Origin of the sequence: Leeuwenhoekiella sp. A2, assembly GCF_047946655.1 — a bacterium.
Classification (GTDB): Bacteria; Bacteroidota; Bacteroidia; order Flavobacteriales; family Flavobacteriaceae; genus Leeuwenhoekiella.
Genome location: NZ_CP172311.1, coordinates 1,129,471 through 1,146,467, shown reverse-complemented (window position 1 = coordinate 1,146,467; position 16,997 = coordinate 1,129,471). Strand labels below are relative to the sequence as shown.

Sequence of the window (16,997 nt, the reverse complement as noted above, 5' to 3'; positions counted from 1 at the left end):
ATGCGTTCAATACCTGATTATACTGAAGCTTTTAATGAATATCTGGAGAGCAAGATCTACCTGAAAGATCCAGCAAACCTCTATGAGCCCATTCTGTATATTCTCAAATTAGGAGGAAAAAGGTTGCGACCTGTTCTTACATTAATGACCGCAGAGATTTTTGATGCTTCTTATGAAAAAGCGCTTGACGCAGCCCTTGCGGTTGAGGTATTTCATAATTTTTCTTTGGTGCATGATGATATTATGGATGATGCTCCTTTGCGTCGCGGCCAGGAAACGGTGCATGAGAAATGGGACATCAATACAGGGATTCTTTCTGGAGATGCCATGCTTATAAATGCTTACCAATTATTTGAGAATTATGACGGTAACACTTTTAAAGATCTTGCAAAACTGTTTTCTAAAACGGCTATAGAGGTTTGTGAGGGGCAGCAGTATGATGTAGATTTTGAGACAAGAGATGATGTTACCATAGCAGAGTATTTAAAAATGATTCAGTTTAAAACGGCTGTGCTTTTAGGTGCTTCGCTTGAGATGGGAGCGATCGTAGCAAATGCCTCTCAATCCTGTAGAGATGCTATTTATAATTTTGGAAGAGATTTAGGTATTGCTTTTCAGCTACAGGATGATTATCTCGATGCATTTGGTGATCCGCTTACTTTTGGTAAACAAGTAGGTGGCGATATAATCGAAAACAAAAAGACATTTTTGTATCTCACCGCGCTTCAAAAATTAGATAAAAGTGAGGCCCTGCAACTTCAGCATTTATATAGTATCAATCCGCCAGATCCCACCGGCAAAATTGAAGCTGTAAAGCAGTTGTTTGTAGATTCTGGTGCAGCGCTGGCCACACAGGAAGAGATTAAAAAATACACACAACGTGCTTTTTCTGTTCTTGATCAAATTGATATAGAAAATAACAAAAAAGAAATTTTAAGAGATTTCGGACTTGCATTAATGAAGCGTACGGTGTAGCTTTATTTTTATGAATACCACTTTACAAGCCGAAAAAATACTTGATAATGCTCAGGCTGAAAATTTGTATCAGGATCTGGTGCTTCAGATAAACAAAGATTTTTCTCGAGCAGCGATAGATGAAAATTTTAATGACTCCACCACGCCAAAGTCTTTGGTACGAAGACTGGTTGCATTACTGTTTGAGCTTATAACCACAAATTTTGAATCTTATCTCAATTTACTCTACGCTATAGATGTGCCAGAACGCTCTGTAAAAGAGGTACCAGAGCAGGAGGTAGACAAAATTGCGCAAGCGGTTTGCGTGCTTATTCTTAAAAGAGAATGGCAAAAAGTACTGTTTAAAAACCGGTATTAAGGGGGTAAAATCGGTTAAAAATGCAGAATTTTCGGGAAGGTTTTAAAATCTTCAATATAACCAAGGGCATTCTGCTAGCATTGTGCAGTTTAAATAAAAAAACAGAACCATAAAAATATGAGTTCTAAAATGCTATGCTGCTTAAAAATTGTATTTTTGTATAGTAATTGCCCTTAAAATCGACAGCTTAAATATTAAAATGGATAGATTTTCATTTCTAAACGCAGCTCATACTGCATACTTTGCAGAATTATACGATCAATATTTACAACATCCTGATAGTGTAGAACCTAGTTGGAGAGCCTTTTTTCAGGGCTTCGACTTTGGTATGGAAGAAAACGGCTCCCTTAACGGTGAGGCTGTTGCACCCGCTCCCACTCAGGAGGTAGTGCCAGATACCTTGCAGAAGGAATTTCAGGTTGTAAAATTAATAGACGGTTACCGCACTCGAGGTCATTTGTTTACAAAAACAAATCCTGTAAGAGAGCGGCGTCAATATACGCCAACTCTAGATATAGAGAATTTTGGGCTTTCTAGTGATGATCTTAGTACAACGTTTTCAGCAGGACAGATATTGGGTATAGGTTCTGCCACGCTAAGTGATATCATTGTTCATCTTGAGAAGATATACTGTGACGCAATTGGTGTTGAGTATATGTACATTAGAAAACCTGAGGAGATTCAATGGATTCAGGATAAGCTCAATGTAAACGATAACCACCCAGATTTTTCAGCAGAGACAAAAAAGCATATTCTTAAAAAACTTAATGAGGCCCTTTCGTTTGAAACGTTTCTTCACACAAAATATGTAGGTCAGAAACGCTTTTCGCTTGAAGGCGGTGAGAGTTTTATCCCCGCGCTTGATGCTATTATAGATGCAGCGGCAGACAGAGGTGTAGAAGAATTTGTGATGGGGATGGCTCACAGGGGTCGTCTTAATACGTTGACTAATATCTTTGGTAAGAACGCTAAGGATATATTTAGCGAGTTTGACGGGAAAGATTACGACCAGGAGATATTTGACGGCGATGTGAAATATCACTTAGGCTGGACGTCAAAACGAAAAAGCAAAAACGGGAAAGAGATCAACCTTAATATAGCGCCTAACCCTTCTCACCTTGAGACCGTAGGAGCTGTTGTAGAAGGTATAGCTCGTGCTAAACAAGATCTTCATCACTCTAGTAAACCTAACAATGTATTACCCATTGTTGTGCATGGTGATGCTGCCATAGCAGGACAAGGCGTGGTTTATGAGGTGGTGCAAATGGCTAATCTTGATGGTTATACAACTAAAGGGACGATTCATATTGTAATTAATAACCAGATAGGTTTTACAACTAATTACCTGGATGCGCGCTCATCAACATATTGCACAGATGTAGGTAAAACTACGCTTTCACCAGTATTGCACGTAAATGCAGACGATGCTGAAGCGGTTGTTCATGCAGCACTTTTTGCGCTTGATTTCCGTATGGAATTTGGTCGCGATGTGTTCATAGATTTATTAGGTTACCGTAAATATGGGCATAACGAGGGTGATGAGCCTAGATTTACGCAGCCTAAATTGTACAAGGCTATTGCAAGTCATGATAATCCACGAGATATTTATGCTAAAAAGCTTATCGCTGAAGGGATTATTGATGAAGGTTATGTTGCAAAACTAGAAGAAGAATATAAAGATTCTCTTGAAGAAAAATTAGAGAAATCAAGAGAAGAAGAAACCACCCGCATCACAGCTATTATGCAGGATGAGTGGGAAGGTTTTGCGCAGGCGACTCAGGATGAAATGATGGCCGATATCGATACTACTTTTGATATTGATCAACTAACTGAGATCGCAGAGGTTATAACACAACTTCCTAAAGGGAAAAAGTTCTTACGCAAAATTGCCCGTTTAATTGAGCAGCGTAAAAAAATGTTTTTTGAAGATAACAACCTAGACTGGGCGATGGGTGAGTTGCTTGCTTATGGCTCATTGCTTAAAGAAGGTTTTGATGTGCGTATGACAGGACAGGATGTTGAGCGAGGTACATTCTCACATAGACATGCTGTGACCAAGGTTGAAGATAGTGAAGAAGAAATAGTACTTCTCAATAATTTAAAAGGAGATCAAGGTCACTTTTATATATTCAACTCTCTTTTATCAGAATACGGGGTAGTGGGTTTTGATTATGGTTACGCTATGGCGAGTCCTAATACACTTCCTATCTGGGAGGCTCAGTTTGGTGACTTTAGCAATGGTGCTCAAATAATGATAGACCAATATATTTCTGCTGCAGAAGACAAGTGGAAATTGCAAAACGGCCTTATCATGTTATTGCCACACGGTTATGAAGGTCAGGGTGCAGAACATAGTTCGGCGCGTATGGAGCGTTATTTACAAATGTGTGCCGTAGACAATATGTATGTTGCAGACTGCACAACCCCGGCAAACTTATTTCACCTGTTCCGCAGACAGATGAAAACGACTTTTAGAAAACCTTTGATCGTTTTCACGCCTAAGAGCTTATTGCGTCATCCTAAAGTTGTATCAACTAAAGAAGAACTGGCAAACGGAAGTTTCCAAATGGTGATTGATGATGCATCTGTAGAAGTAGATAAGGTAAAAACTCTGGTTTTTGTTACAGGTAAGTTTTATTACGATCTTCTTGATAAACGTGAAGAATTAGGTCGTGATGATGTAGCTTTAGTAAGAGTAGAGCAGCTGTTCCCGCTTCCTAAAGAAGAAATGCGCAAAGCGATAAGTAAATACACAAATGCAGATGATGTTGTGTGGGCTCAGGAAGAACCTCGTAATATGGGTGCTTACGGCCACATGTTGATGCATTTACCAGAAGCAAAAGAATTTAGAGTATGTAGCAGAAAATTCTATGGTGCTCCGGCAGCAGGAAGTTCAGTGAGGTACAAGGGGCGTCATCTGCGTGTGATGGAAGACGTATTCAATATTAATAAAGACTAATAAAAAATGCCTTTTGGGGCACAAAAAATAAGTAACAGACTAGAATTATGGCTTTAGAAATGAAAGTCCCTTCACCGGGAGAATCTATCACCGAAGTTGAAATCGCTCAATGGCTTGTAGAAGACGGTGACTATGTTGAAAAAGATCAGGCAATAGCAGAAGTTGATAGTGATAAAGCAACTCTTGAACTTCCTGCAGAAGCAAGCGGTATCATTACGCTTAAAGCGGAAGAAGGAGATGCGGTAGCAGTAGGAGCGGTAGTTTGTCTTATAGACACAGAAGCTGAGAAGCCAGGCGCAAAAGAGGAGTCTTCTAAAAAAGAAGAAAAGACAGAACCTAAAGCTGAAGCCAAAACTGAGGAGCCTTCAAAATCTACTACCCCTAAACAAGACCAGGATAAAGAAAAAGAGAGCAAAACTTACGCTACGGGAACACCATCTCCCGCTGCTAAAAAAGTTCTTGATGAGAAGGGGATGAGTGGTGCAGAAGTTAAAGGTACGGGCCGCGATGGTCGTATCACAAAAGATGATGCTGTACAGGCAAAACCATCAATGGGAACTCCGGGGACAGGAAATAGAGGAGAGACACGTTCAAAACTTTCTATGCTTAGGCGTAAAGTAGCAGAGCGTCTTGTTTCTGCTAAGAATGAAACTGCTATGCTTACTACTTTTAACGAAGTAGATATGACCCCTATTTTTGAGTTAAGAAAAAAATATAAAGACGATTTTAAAAATAAGCACGGTGTAGGTCTAGGTTTCATGTCTTTCTTTACAAAAGCAGTAACTCGCGCTTTAGAGATGTATCCTGATGTCAACTCAATGATAGACGGTAAAGAAAAAATCACTTTTGATTATAAAGATATTTCTATTGCAGTTTCAGGACCTAAAGGTCTTATGGTTCCTGTTATAAGAAATGCTGAAAATTTAAGTTTCCGCGGAGTTGAATCTGAGGTGAAACGACTTGCTTTGAGAGCCAGAGATGGTGAGATCACTGTAGATGAAATGACCGGTGGTACATTTACAATTACAAATGGTGGTGTATTTGGTAGTATGCTTTCTACTCCCATTATTAACCCTCCTCAAAGTGCTATTTTAGGTATGCACAATATTGTAGAGCGTCCTATAGTACGTGATGGTGGTATTGTTGTAGCTCCTATTATGTATGTGGCACTTTCTTATGATCACAGAATTATTGACGGTAAAGAATCTGTTGGATTTTTAGTAGCTGTTAAAGAGGCTCTTGAGAATCCTGAAGAATTATTAATGGAAAATAATGTGCTTAAATCTCTAGAATTATAGGTTTTAAGAATGTTCAAAAATAAAAAGGCAGCCATCTGGCTGCCTTTTTTCGTTTTATAAAAAATTTGTTTTCACTTTATATAGAAACAGTTGTATTGATAATCTATAACTGCCTGTCCTTCTCTTAAAATATCTGCTCCTATAATGCCGTTGACGGGTTCTGCTTTATGATTTTCTAAAGCGGTATTGACATGTGACAGATCAAAAAGCACAATTTCGGCATTCTTTTTTGTCCATTTTCCTATCTGTATAATGTTGTTTTGTGAGATCTGTGTTAGCATATCAATAGCGCCTGCGCCTGCAGCCTTTACTTCGCTTTCTTTAGCAAACAATTTAAATTTTTCCACACCTTCAAAACCTACGCATGAACTGGATGCGCCGGTGTCAAGAATAAAAGTTCCTTCTATATTATTAATTGTCGCCTTAAATTCTAAATGCCCGGTTCCGGTTTCTGTAAGAGGTACGCGTACGTAATTTTTTTGGGTAAGGAACCTGCGGAGGGAGGTTGTCATGGTATTCTTTAATATGGATAACTCAAACAAACATACTTTAAAATATAGCTAAAGGTTCTAAATCTTTACTAAAGTTTCTCTGTTGACTTCTCTTAAAGTTTATTTTTGCTACATGCGATTGATAGATACACATACTCATTTATATAGCGAATCATTTGATGAAGACAGAGAAGCGATGATAGAACGCGCTTTTGAAGTAGGCGTTGAGCGGTTCATGATACCAGCTATAGATTCTACATACACAGAAGGAATGTACGCGCTAGAAGATGAGTATCCCGGCAATATGCATTTAATGGCGGGTCTGCACCCAACACATGTAAAAGAAGATACGCTTGCGAAAGAGCTTGATCATGTGAAGAATCAATTAGAAACGCGGGAGTTTTGCGCTGTTGGCGAAATAGGTATTGATCTGTACTGGGAAAAATCGACCTTAGAGATTCAAAAATCGGCGTTTAAGCAGCAAATATCGTGGGCTAAAGCCAAAAATCTCCCCATCGTGATTCATTGTAGAGATGCTTTTGATGAGGTTTTTGAGGTTCTTGAATCTGAAAAAGCAGAAGATCTTAGAGGTGTTTTTCATTGTTTCACAGGAACTCTGGAACAAGCACATCAGGCACTCTCTTATAATATGAAACTGGGAATAGGCGGAGTCGTTACATTTAAGAATGGAAAGATTGATCAGTTTTTAGATCAAATTGATATTAAACACATTGTACTAGAAACTGATGCGCCTTATCTGGCGCCGGCACCCTTTCGCGGTAAGCGAAATGAAAGTGCTTATATTGATAAGGTGGCGCAAAAACTGGCAGAAATATATAATTTACCTGTTGAAGATGTAGCTGAAATAACAGCTCAAAACACACTCAAAATTTTTGATTTGGCTAATGAATAATTTTTTTTGTTCATTTGTTGCCGCTTTTATGAAATCTATACTAACCAACCTAGATCATTGTGTCAAAATTTGACTCTATACGCCCTTATCACGACAGTGAGGTAAATGAATCGCTGCGGCACTTTGCCAGGCATCCTATGTTTAAGGCCTTGCTTCAATTTACGTTTCCAGATTTCAGCGATGATGAGGTAATGCAATTGCTAGAAAGTTGTCATTCTATTTATGATTTTCAAAGCAGGGTGATCTATCGCTCAGTTTCAAAAGTGATAGAAAAGAGTACAGATGGTTTTTCTACTTCGGGGTTTGATGGTTTAGAAGCAGACACTCCTTATCTCTATATATCAAATCACCGCGATATTATTCTGGATACTTCATTGATTAATGTTGCGCTTTATGAGCATGATCTGGTAATGACCGCTTCGGCTATAGGAGATAATTTAGTAAAAAAATCATTTTTAATGGCACTCTCCAGACTTAACCGAAATTTTTTGGTTCAGCGTAGTCTTTCGCCCAGAGAGATGTTAAAGAGTTCTCTGTTGCTTTCAGAATATATACAAAGTTTGTTGCAGGGTGGGCAGTCTATATGGATGGCACAACGAGAAGGTCGCACTAAAGACGGCGATGATAAGACACAGCAAGGCGTTCTAAAGATGATCGCTATGGCGAAAGGTGAGAAGGAACCCATACAGTATCTTAAAAGTCTCAGGATTACACCCGTTTCTATTTCTTATGAATTTGATCCTACAGATGTGTTGAAAGTGCCTGAATTAGTGGCTAAAATAGAAGAGGTAGAATATGTGAAGAGCGATAATGAAGATTTTAACAGCATATTACGAGGAGCTTTAGGAAATAAAAAACGGGTTCATATGGCCGTAAATCGGTTAAATGATGAGATTTTTGACCGTATTTCGGCGAAAGCCATTTCAGACAACGATAAATTACAAGAGCTGGCGCAGGAAATAGATAATGTGATTCGTTCTAATTACAAGTTATGGCCGTCTAATTATGTGGCCTATGATCTTTATAATAAGTCCCAAAAATATACTCACGCCTATACAGATAAAGATAAAAGAGCTTTTGAGCGACGTCTTGAGCGCAGAATTGATGTTGCAAATGAAGTAGCTCTTGACAGCTTTTTACTCATGTATGCAAATCCTGTTATCAATAAGGAGAAGTTGTCTTGAGTTTTACGCCTAAAATATTACTCATCTATACCGGTGGTACCATAGGTATGATACGTGATTTTGATACGGGCGCCTTACGATCTTTTAACTTTGATGATCTTCTGGAAAAAATACCAGAGTTGCGCCTTCTTGATTGTGACATATCAACATCTGCTTTTGACGAGCCTATAGACAGTTCAAATATGGAACCTAAATACTGGAGCCAGATCTGTAATGTTATTTCAGGTAATTATGATGCTTTTGATGGTTTTGTGATTTTGCATGGTAGTGATACGATGAGTTACTCAGCTTCAGCTTTAAGTTTTATGTTAGAGAATTTAAAGAAGCCGGTAATTTTTACAGGATCACAATTGCCAATAGGTGATTTGAGGACAGATGCAAAAGAGAATTTAATTACTGCGGTACAATTAGCTTCGCTTCAGCGAAAGAAAAAGCCATACATACAAGAGGTTTGTTTGTATTTTGAGTATAAGCTTTACCGCGGTAACCGCACGACAAAATTAAGCGCAGAACACTTTGAGGCTTTTCAGTCTCCTAACTATCCTTACCTCGCAAAATCAGGAGTACATCTTACGATAAATGATGAATTATTACTGCGAGCACGCAGAAAAGAGCTCGTTGTGCATCATTCTTTAGTGACAGATGTGTTAGTTATTCATCTATTTCCCGGTATAAGCGAGAAAATTTTAACAGAAATGATTGAAAAATTAGCCTACAGGGGCATAATTTTAAAAACATTTGGAGCCGGAAATGCAACGACACATACCTGGTTTATCAATTTGCTTAAAAAAACTATAGAAAATGGTGTGCCGGTTGTAAATGTAAGTCAGTGTATTTCGGGTAGTGTACAAATGGGTAATTATGAGACGAGTACACAGTTGCGTGCAATAGGCGTAATTACAGGGAAAGACGTCACAATAGAAGCAGCAATTACTAAAATGATGTATCTGCTGGGACAAAATTTGGCGCCAAAGGTGTTTAAGACTATCTTTGAGACACCACTTAGAGGGGAGATGAGCTAAATTTTAGCTTTTTTAATGTTTTATCTCTTTTGGGAACTGACATTTTTTTTGTTATTTGGCAATCGTAATTTTCAGTGCGTACCTAGACATTTTAGAATGTTTTTTGTAGCTAATAGAGAGGTGGCCGAGTGGTCGAAGGCGCACGCCTGGAAAGTGTGTATACGCCAAAAGCGTATCGAGGGTTCGAATCCCTTCCTCTCTGCTAAATTTTAAATTTTAAACAATTAATTTTATATCTTTATCACTTTACTAACTAAATTTTTAAGATCAAGAGCAATGAAAAGATTATTTTCTATTCTAGTAATCACAGCTGTAATCGCTTTAGGTAACTTTACAGCCAATGCAAATACTGCAAGTCTAATTACGACAACCGCACCGGTTCTAACCGCCATTCAAGATGAAGCTGCTACTACTGCCGCAGATGATGATGCAACCGAGGATTTGTCGTTCACACAAGAATTAAAGAAACGTTTTATAGAAGGGGGACCTGGATTTATGGGTATCGTACTTCTTTGTCTTATTTTAGGACTTGCTATTGCTATTGAAAGAATTATCTATCTTAACCTTGCAACTACTAATACTAAGAAACTTGCTCAGGATGTAGAAGATGCATTAAACAGCGGTGGTGTAGAAGCAGCTAAAGAAGTTTGCAGAAACACAAGAGGACCGGTAGCATCTATATACTATCAGGGTCTTGACCGTATGGACGAGGGTATTGACGCTGCAGAAAAAGCTGTTGTTGCTTACGGTGGTGTTCAAATGGGACAATTAGAGAAAAACGTATCTTGGGTATCATTATTTATCGCACTTGCGCCTATGCTTGGGTTCATGGGTACTGTAATCGGGATGATTCAGGCATTTGATAAAATTGAAGCTGCAGGAGATATGCAACCATCACTTGTTGCGGGTGGTATTAAAGTAGCACTTTTAACAACGGTATTTGGTCTTGTAGTAGCGATTATACTTCAGATTTTTTACAACTATATCATTGCAAAAATCGATAGTATAGTAAACGATATGGAAGATGCTTCTATCACACTTATCGATTTACTTGTACGTTACAAAAAGTAATAATCCTTTAATAACACACATATATTATGTTACATAAAGTATTAAAAATTATAGCTTATATTCTCTCTCTTTTGGGAGGAATATGGCTAATCAGAATACTCCTTGCGGGTGATGAGGCTATCACAGCTTCAGGAGATCTGCAAAACAGCCTGGTTACTCCGTTTATCTATATTGCGTACGCGACATTACTTATAATCTTAATATTTGTTATCGGTTTTGTTTTGGTAAATTTATTTACACATGCAGATAGTTTAAAGAGTACTTTAATAGGTCTGGGCGCTTTCTTAGCTGTCATAGGTATTTCTTATGCCTTATCTAGCGGTGAAGAAGTGCAAATGAGAGATGGTGAAGTATTATCTGCTTCTGGTTCACATTGGGTTGAGGCAGGTATTTATGCTTTTTATATTCTGGCAGTCGTAGCAATTCTTGCTATGGTTTTCTCAGGAGTTAAGAAATTAGCAAAGTAAAACTTAATTATTATGGCAAAAAGATCAGCCCCAGAAGTAAATGCAGGTTCGATGGCAGATATTGCCTTCTTACTACTCATTTTCTTTCTGGTAACAACAACAATTGAGACAGATAGTGGTATTAGTAGAAAATTGCCACCAGAACAGGACGAGAATCAGCCACCACCACCGGTGATCAAAGAGCGTAATCTTTTCGTTGTAAACGTTAACAGTAATGATGAATTACTTGTTGAAGATGAATTGATGGATCTTAAAGATTTAAGAGCGGCAGCTGTTGAGTTCTTAGATAACGGTGCAGGTACTGGTGATGATGCTTGTAGTTATTGTGAAGGCAGTAAGAGCGAATCATCTTCTGTTAATCCACAAAAGGCTATTATATCTTTGGTGAACAACAGAGGTACCTCTTATAAGCGTTACATCTCAGTACAAAATGAGTTAGTTGCTGCTTACAATCAATTAAGAGACAGAGAAGCTCAAAAGGCATATGGTATGGATTTTGTTGAGATGGAAGCACGTTACAATGATCCTAGAACTTCTCAGGCTAACAAGGATAAGCTGGAACCAAGAATTGAGCGTATTAGAGAAATGTATCCAGAAAAACTTTCTGAAGCAGAGCCTAAGAAGTAATAGCTAAGAACCTTTAAAAATTAAATAATGGCAAAATTCACGAAGAAAAAAGGGGGAGAGTTACCAGCTATATCTACAGCATCTTTACCTGATATTGTATTTATGCTACTTTTCTTCTTTATGGTTGCGACTACCATGAGGGAGACTACGCTTATGGTTAATAATAATTTACCAACAGCAGATCAGGTTGAAAAGCTTGATAAGAAAGATTTGGTAATGTATATTTATGCAGGTAAGCCTAGTGAGAGATTTCAGTCAACTGTGGGTAAAGAAGCCAAAATACAGTTGAATGATAAGTTCGCAGATGTAGCTGAAATACAAAATTTCATTTACGAAGAGCGAGCTGCTAAGCGTGAAGAGCTAGTGCCATTTCTTACTACTGCTTTAAAAGTAGATGGAGATACCAACATGGGTCTTGTTTCTGATATTAAGCAGGAATTGAGAAAAGCGAATGCTCTTAAAATTAATTACGTTACAAAATCAGGAGACGCTGTAACAAGCAACTAATGTTTTCTGCTTATCATAACGAGCAATCTTAAAAATTTACACGTCCTGATTATTTCAGGACGTTTTTTTATACTTCTAATTTTATATGTCTACAGCCGATTTTTATAGATTTAGACCGTTTTTTCTATTCTGTATATTACTAATGTCAGCAAGTCTTTGGGCACAAAATGAAATAGCAAAAGATAGTGTGATTGATACGGCTTACAGAGAGGATCAATTTTATTTTGGTATAACCTTTAACCTGTTAACAAATACTCCGGCAGGTATGGAGCAGAATGGTTTTAGTGGGGGATTGCATACAGGTTTTATAAGAGACATGCCTTTTAATGAAAGACGTAATTTGGCGATAGGTGTAGGATTAGGTTTTTCAATGAATACTTATAATCAAAATCTGTTTGTAGGAGAGGCTGAGAGCGAAACATCAATCTTTACGGTTTTAGATTCGCAAAATGAATATGATAAAAACTGGTTTAGTACCTATCTGGTAGAAATGCCTATACAATTTAGATGGCGCACATCAACTGCAGTAAATAATAAGTTTTGGCGTATTTATAGTGGTTTAGAATTGGGTTACGTCTATGCGTACAAATTCAATTTTGAGCAACCGGGAAATCATGTAATTCAGACAGATGTGGCAGAATTTGATCCGTTCCGTCTAGGTGCTACATTTACCTTTGGCTATGATACGTTCAACTTTCACTTTTACTACAGCCTAAATTCATTTTTTAAAGACGCCACCACAACAGATAATACACCTGTAGATATAAATACGTTTAAACTGGGATTGATGTTCTATATTTTATAGCCAGATATAGAGAATTGCCAGCTGCGGAATAAGTCCCACGAGAACGCCTATAATCAATTCTGCATTAGTATGCGCACTGGCTTGTAATCTTGAAGAAGCAGATGCTCCTGCTGCAAATATTAAGAGGGCAATGAATAATAATAAATTACTGGAGTAATGCAGGCTTAGGCCAATAATGAACATGATCACTCCGCAGATGCCTACCATGTGCAGACTCACCTTAAAGCGCAATAGTACCATAATGAAACTTACCGCTGAAGAAAATAAAATACCTATAAAGAAGTAATATAGCTCAGGAAATTCATAGCCGTTTATTATAATCTTTAATATTGTAAGAGTTAAAACGATATTGCACAATAACGGTATTCTACGCTCATTTACGTCTGAAAGAAAAACAGACGAAGCCATTTTAAGATTTCTAAGTAAGAAATAAAATAAAAGTGGCACCACAATCGTTAGTATCACCAAAGCTAAAATTTTAGCATACAGAAAAGGCTCAGGTACAAATTTTGGTGTAATCCAAAAGTATAAAACGACCCCAAGCATCGGCATGAACAAAGGGTGAAAAATGTATGAAAAGCTTTTAAGAAATGTCTTCATTAAATCTGTTTACGTAATCTGGCTACAGGCACATCAAGTTGTTCACGATACTTGGCAACCGTACGCCTTGCAATAGGATATCCTTTATCTTTAAGAATCTTCGCAAGCTTATCATCTGTAAGTGGTTTGCGCTTATTCTCTTCCTGTATTGTTATTTCAAGTATTTTTTTAATCTCTCGGGTAGAAACCTCTTCCCCTTGATCATTGGTCATACTTTCACTAAAGAATTCTTTTATGAGCTTCGTTCCATAAGGAGTGTCAACATATTTACTATTTGCCACTCTTGATACCGTAGAAACATCCATATCAATTTCGTCAGCAATGTCTTTTAAGATCATTGGTCTCAAATTGCGTTCATCACCAGTAAGAAAGTATTCTTTTTGATAGTACATTATCGAACTCATGGTTACAAATAATGTTTGCTGTCTTTGTTTGATCGCCTCAATAAACCATTTAGCAGAATCCAGTTTCTGCTTGATAAACATAACCGCATCCTTTTGAGATTTGTTTTTCTCTTTAGCCGCTTTATAACCTTTTAGCATATCACTATATTCTCTCGAAACATGCATTTCTGGAGCATTACGACCGTTAAGTGTTAATTCTAGTTCGCCATCTACTATTTTAATAGTAAAGTCTGGAACAACATGTTCTACAACCTTAGTATTGCTGGAGTAAGAGCTTCCCGGTTTAGGGTTTAAATGTTCAATTTCGGCAATAGCTGCTTTAAGTTGATCTTCTGTAACATCAAACTTTGCAGTTAATTTGGCATAATGCTTTTTGCTAAAATGATCAAAAGCCTTTTCAAGAATATCAATAGCTAGAGAAACAGATTCTGTTGGTGTTTTTCGCTTAAGCTGAATTAAAAGACACTCTTCAAGACTGCGCGCACCCACGCCTGCAGGGTCGAGATCTTGCACCAGCATGAGAATTTTCTCGATCTTATCTTCTGTAGTATATACGTTTTGCGTAAACGCAAGATCGTCCATAATATCGCTTAAAGATCTACGTAAATAACCGCTGTCATCTACGCTGCCTATTAAAAACTCTGCGATTTCCCACTCTTCTTCGTTTAAACGAAAAGTGTTCAATTGGTTTTGCAAATGTTGAGTAAATGAGGTTCCGGAAGCGTAAGGTACCTGCCTTTCTTCATCATCTGCGCTGTAGTTATTTGCATTAAGCCGGTAACTGGGTATTTCGTCATCAGATAAGTAATCGTCAACATTTATGTCTGTCTCTATGGTTTCAGACTCATAGGTGTCATCTACAGAATTGTCAAACTCATCAAACTCATCTTTTACCTCTTCTTTACCACTGTCTAATGCAGGGTTTTCTTCAAGTTCCTGCTTAATGCGCTGCTCAAACGCCTGTGTAGGCAATTGTATAAGCTTCATCAACTGGATTTGTTGAGGAGATAGCTTTTGCGAAAGTTTAAAATTGAGTTGTTGTTTTAGCATTTATTATAAGCTTGTATTACAAAAATAAACAAATGGCAATACAAAGTCTTCTGAAAATTATGTTAACGGTAAGTTCTCTTGTATGCCGGTAAATACTTTGATATACTAAAACTAAGCAGGGACAAAAATATTATGGAATGAAGATATTGTTTTTTATGGCGTATAAAACCAGACCTGTTCTGTTTTTTACATTTAATTTCTGAAAAAGTGCCTCGCGGTATCCTTCTACAGTTTTAGGACTCAGGCACATTACATCTGCTATCTCTTTGTAGGTCATTTCTGTGCATGCCAGCTTGAGAAATTCAATCTCTCTCTCTTTTAGAATTATTTCTTTTTTGGGATTATTCTCTGCCGATTTTAATATCTTTTTTACCGTATTTGTGTGGTAAAAACCTACTTTTTCTACATCAATTAAAGCTTGTTTTAAAACCTCTTTTTGCGTGTCTTTAAGAAGATATCCTTTAGCACCAGCTCTAATCATCTTTAAGATGATCTGCTCATCTTCTTCAATAGAAAGGGCGATTACCTTAATTTCCGGGAAATCTTTAGAAAGGGCTAATGTTGTTTCTATGCCATTCATAACGGGCATATTAACGTCCATTAGGACGATATTTGGGTGTTTTTTGCTGTTTTTTAAATAGTTGAGAAGCTCTTTTCCGTTCTTGTAAACGGCTACAACTTCAAAATCTGGGAACTGTCTTACCAAGCCGGCTATTGCTTCAGACAGTAATGTATGGTCATCTACGACTGCTACTCTGTTTTTCAAGATTTATATTTTATAGTTTAAATTTAATCTAGTGCCATCGCCGGGGGAAGAGTGTATGGCAACTTCGGCATTAATTAGCTGGGCTCTTCTTTTCATATTTAAAAGTCCTATACCATTAAGTGTACTTTCTGATTCTGTGAAGCCTACGCCGTCATCTTGAGCCACAATTTTGAGTTCGTTAGGCGAAAAATACAGTTTGATCTTCAGGTTATCTGCCCGCGAATGCTTCATGGTATTTGTAAAAAATTCCTGCATGATCCTAAAGATAACTATTTCTGCTTTGGCATTTATCTTTATAGGATCTCCTTCTACGCGCATAGTGGCGTCTAAAAAACGCAGCCTCTTAAAGCGAGCGACCTCAAGGCGCAGTGCTTGCTCTAGAGTAAGATTGTTTAATGCTTCCGGATTAATTGATTTAGAAAGCGCTCTAAGTTCATTTAAACCCGTGCCAATGGTATCTGCAATTTCATTGATTTCTTCTTGATTGGCACTGTGCATATTTTGAGCCTTAATTTTTGCCAGAGTAAGCAACTGCCCAATGTTATCGTGTAACTCCCAGCTTATATTGCGCAGGGTTTCTTCACGTATCTCAATTTGGGTTTCTGCTATTTCGTGTTCAAAACGTTTTTCAGCATCTGCTCGCTCATTAATAAGGGTGTTTTTTCGTTTCATAAAAACTGAGAAAAGAACAAACACAATGACTACAAGCATTAGTAATACCAGAAGAACAACGAGTAAAACCAATTGAATGGTTCTCTTTTCCATTTATTTTAATTTTACATCAGGTCTTTTAGATTTCCATAAACCATATGCAAAAATAAGATACATAAAACTGCCTATCACCATAGAAATTTGGCGAAATAGGATGAAGAATTTTACCTCTTCTTCAGTTGCGTCCCTTAACCATCCAGTATAGATAATTACGCTTATGGGTAAATCAGCCACAAAGTAAATAAGAAAACCCAGACTTACATACACAACAATATTGTCTGTAACATTAGAAAGGTTGCTGCTGTTTATTATTTCTATAAGATTAAAAAGAATAATTAACATCAAAATAAAATCTCCTAATGATGATGTTAATAAGTCGAAACTATATTCAAAGTTGCCTAGCAGAAGTGCGCTTAGATATATAATTAGCCATACACATCCTAAAATTAAGGTGGCTTTTTTAAATTTATTAGTTTTTAAAAAAAGCCAGTAAAAAGTGAGCATTAAAGGGAAATATATTCCTGATCTTATGTTATAAAATATGTGATTATTGTCGTTCCCCAGAATATAGTATAAACTTGCAACATGTTCATTAAGCATATTATATCCTAAAAAAATAATAAACAAGACAACTGGAGTTCCTTTATATTTTTTGAAAAAAATCAATCCAACAATGAATGAGACGAACTCACACAAAAGCATAAAGTCTGTTGTAATATTCTTATAAATTGACAGGCGGCCCTCCCAATCAGGACTGGCTATCTTTTCTAAGGCTAAAGTGTACAACAT

At 37.3% G+C, this 16,997-nt stretch carries 18 protein-coding genes and 1 tRNA gene; 13 read left to right on the top strand and 6 right to left on the bottom strand.

Going from position 1 to position 16,997, the window contains the following annotated elements; all coding sequences use genetic code 11:
• The 4 genes from ACH3PA_RS05130 to odhB all read left to right on the top strand — a co-directional run bounded on the left by ACH3PA_RS05130 (position 1) and on the right by odhB (position 5,590).
• Positions 1–975 carry a polyprenyl synthetase family protein gene (locus tag ACH3PA_RS05130; RefSeq protein WP_416446553.1) on the top strand — a complete coding sequence of 325 codons (975 nt, stop codon included), beginning with the start codon at positions 1–3 and terminating at the stop codon, positions 973–975.
• A 10-nt stretch (positions 976–985) separates the two neighbouring features.
• A complete protein-coding gene (locus ACH3PA_RS05125; protein WP_416446555.1) occupies positions 986–1,333 on the top strand; it encodes a hypothetical protein in 348 nt (115 codons plus the stop codon).
• Positions 1,334–1,532: 199 nt separating this feature from the next.
• Positions 1,533–4,292: a 2-oxoglutarate dehydrogenase E1 component gene (locus ACH3PA_RS05120; protein WP_416446557.1), complete on the top strand. Its 2,760-nt coding sequence runs from the start codon at positions 1,533–1,535 to the stop codon at positions 4,290–4,292.
• Between the two features lie 47 nt (positions 4,293–4,339).
• Positions 4,340–5,590: a 2-oxoglutarate dehydrogenase complex dihydrolipoyllysine-residue succinyltransferase gene (odhB, locus tag ACH3PA_RS05115; RefSeq protein WP_416446559.1), complete on the top strand. Its 1,251-nt coding sequence runs from the start codon at positions 4,340–4,342 to the stop codon at positions 5,588–5,590.
• A 71-nt stretch (positions 5,591–5,661) separates the two neighbouring features.
• On the opposite strand, the gene ACH3PA_RS05110 is transcribed toward odhB, so the two are convergent.
• Positions 5,662–6,102, bottom strand: coding sequence for a retropepsin-like aspartic protease (locus ACH3PA_RS05110; protein WP_416446561.1), 441 nt, complete (start codon positions 6,100–6,102; stop codon positions 5,662–5,664).
• Positions 6,103–6,214: 112 nt separating this feature from the next.
• Between ACH3PA_RS05110 and ACH3PA_RS05105 the strand changes: the two genes are divergently transcribed.
• The 9 genes from ACH3PA_RS05105 (at position 6,215) to ACH3PA_RS05065 (ending at position 12,677) form a co-directional block, all read left to right on the top strand.
• Complete coding sequence (locus tag ACH3PA_RS05105) at positions 6,215–6,994, top strand: TatD family hydrolase (protein WP_416446563.1); 780 nt, start codon at positions 6,215–6,217, stop codon at positions 6,992–6,994.
• 59 nt (positions 6,995–7,053) lie between these two features.
• Complete coding sequence (locus ACH3PA_RS05100) at positions 7,054–8,178, top strand: 1-acyl-sn-glycerol-3-phosphate acyltransferase (protein ID WP_416446565.1); 1,125 nt, start codon at positions 7,054–7,056, stop codon at positions 8,176–8,178.
• Entirely contained in the window at positions 8,175–9,200 is a 1,026-nt protein-coding gene (locus tag ACH3PA_RS05095) for an asparaginase (protein WP_416446568.1), read from the top strand. The genes ACH3PA_RS05100 and ACH3PA_RS05095 overlap by 4 nt, the downstream gene beginning before the upstream one ends.
• Before the next feature lie 114 nt (positions 9,201–9,314).
• Positions 9,315–9,402, top strand: a tRNA-Ser gene (locus ACH3PA_RS05090).
• A 74-nt stretch (positions 9,403–9,476) separates the two neighbouring features.
• Positions 9,477–10,271: a MotA/TolQ/ExbB proton channel family protein gene (locus ACH3PA_RS05085; protein ID WP_416446570.1), complete on the top strand. Its 795-nt coding sequence runs from the start codon at positions 9,477–9,479 to the stop codon at positions 10,269–10,271.
• 26 nt (positions 10,272–10,297) lie between these two features.
• Entirely contained in the window at positions 10,298–10,738 is a 441-nt protein-coding gene (locus tag ACH3PA_RS05080; protein WP_416446572.1) for a hypothetical protein, read from the top strand.
• Between the two features lie 12 nt (positions 10,739–10,750).
• Positions 10,751–11,365, top strand: a complete 615-nt coding sequence (locus tag ACH3PA_RS05075) for an ExbD/TolR family protein (RefSeq protein ID WP_416446574.1) — start codon at positions 10,751–10,753, stop codon at positions 11,363–11,365.
• Between the two features lie 27 nt (positions 11,366–11,392).
• A complete protein-coding gene (locus ACH3PA_RS05070) occupies positions 11,393–11,872 on the top strand; it encodes an ExbD/TolR family protein (protein WP_416446576.1) in 480 nt (159 codons plus the stop codon).
• Positions 11,873–12,014: 142 nt separating this feature from the next.
• Positions 12,015–12,677 carry a porin family protein gene (locus ACH3PA_RS05065; protein WP_416446578.1) on the top strand — a complete coding sequence of 221 codons (663 nt, stop codon included), beginning with the start codon at positions 12,015–12,017 and terminating at the stop codon, positions 12,675–12,677.
• Here the strand turns inward: ACH3PA_RS05065 and ACH3PA_RS05060 are convergent.
• The 5 genes from ACH3PA_RS05060 to ACH3PA_RS05040 all read right to left on the bottom strand — a co-directional run bounded on the left by ACH3PA_RS05060 (position 12,672) and on the right by ACH3PA_RS05040 (position 16,997).
• Complete coding sequence (locus tag ACH3PA_RS05060; RefSeq protein WP_416446580.1) at positions 12,672–13,277, bottom strand: hypothetical protein; 606 nt, start codon at positions 13,275–13,277, stop codon at positions 12,672–12,674. The two genes, ACH3PA_RS05065 and ACH3PA_RS05060, sit on opposite strands and share 6 nt — an antisense overlap.
• Entirely contained in the window at positions 13,277–14,731 is a 1,455-nt protein-coding gene (gene rpoN / locus ACH3PA_RS05055; protein ID WP_416446582.1) for an RNA polymerase factor sigma-54, read from the bottom strand. Before rpoN ends, ACH3PA_RS05060 begins: the two co-directional genes overlap by 1 nt.
• 130 nt (positions 14,732–14,861) lie before the next feature.
• Positions 14,862–15,497: a response regulator gene (locus tag ACH3PA_RS05050; RefSeq protein WP_416446584.1), complete on the bottom strand. Its 636-nt coding sequence runs from the start codon at positions 15,495–15,497 to the stop codon at positions 14,862–14,864.
• A 3-nt stretch (positions 15,498–15,500) separates the two neighbouring features.
• The gene (locus ACH3PA_RS05045) at positions 15,501–16,262 is read right to left on the bottom strand and encodes a sensor histidine kinase (RefSeq protein ID WP_416446586.1); all 762 of its coding nucleotides are present in this window, start codon (positions 16,260–16,262) and stop codon (positions 15,501–15,503) included.
• Positions 16,263–16,997 (bottom strand): hypothetical protein, encoded by a 735-nt coding sequence (locus ACH3PA_RS05040; RefSeq protein WP_416446588.1) that lies wholly within the window; start codon positions 16,995–16,997, stop codon positions 16,263–16,265.

Bases quoted from the DNA above. Each gene is read 5' to 3' on its own strand.
- rpoN (WP_416446582.1), bottom strand. From the start codon at position 14,731: ATGCTAAAACAACAACTCAATTTTAAACTTTCGCAAAAGCTATCTCCT.
- ACH3PA_RS05040 (WP_416446588.1), bottom strand. From the start codon at position 16,997: ATGTTGTACACTTTAGCCTTAGAAAAGATAGCCAGTCCTGATTGGGAG.
- ACH3PA_RS05125 (WP_416446555.1), top strand. From the start codon at position 986: ATGAATACCACTTTACAAGCCGAAAAAATACTTGATAATGCTCAGGCT.
- ACH3PA_RS05105 (WP_416446563.1), top strand. From the start codon at position 6,215: ATGCGATTGATAGATACACATACTCATTTATATAGCGAATCATTTGAT.
- ACH3PA_RS05110 (WP_416446561.1), bottom strand. From the start codon at position 6,102: ATGACAACCTCCCTCCGCAGGTTCCTTACCCAAAAAAATTACGTACGC.
- ACH3PA_RS05080 (WP_416446572.1), top strand. From the start codon at position 10,298: ATGTTACATAAAGTATTAAAAATTATAGCTTATATTCTCTCTCTTTTG.
- ACH3PA_RS05065 (WP_416446578.1), top strand. From the start codon at position 12,015: ATGTCAGCAAGTCTTTGGGCACAAAATGAAATAGCAAAAGATAGTGTG.
- ACH3PA_RS05085 (WP_416446570.1), top strand. From the start codon at position 9,477: ATGAAAAGATTATTTTCTATTCTAGTAATCACAGCTGTAATCGCTTTA.
- ACH3PA_RS05075 (WP_416446574.1), top strand. From the start codon at position 10,751: ATGGCAAAAAGATCAGCCCCAGAAGTAAATGCAGGTTCGATGGCAGAT.
- odhB (WP_416446559.1), top strand. From the start codon at position 4,340: ATGGCTTTAGAAATGAAAGTCCCTTCACCGGGAGAATCTATCACCGAA.
- ACH3PA_RS05120 (WP_416446557.1), top strand. From the start codon at position 1,533: ATGGATAGATTTTCATTTCTAAACGCAGCTCATACTGCATACTTTGCA.
- ACH3PA_RS05130 (WP_416446553.1), top strand. From the start codon at position 1: ATGCGTTCAATACCTGATTATACTGAAGCTTTTAATGAATATCTGGAG.
- ACH3PA_RS05060 (WP_416446580.1), bottom strand. From the start codon at position 13,277: ATGAAGACATTTCTTAAAAGCTTTTCATACATTTTTCACCCTTTGTTC.
- ACH3PA_RS05070 (WP_416446576.1), top strand. From the start codon at position 11,393: ATGGCAAAATTCACGAAGAAAAAAGGGGGAGAGTTACCAGCTATATCT.
- ACH3PA_RS05045 (WP_416446586.1), bottom strand. From the start codon at position 16,262: ATGGAAAAGAGAACCATTCAATTGGTTTTACTCGTTGTTCTTCTGGTA.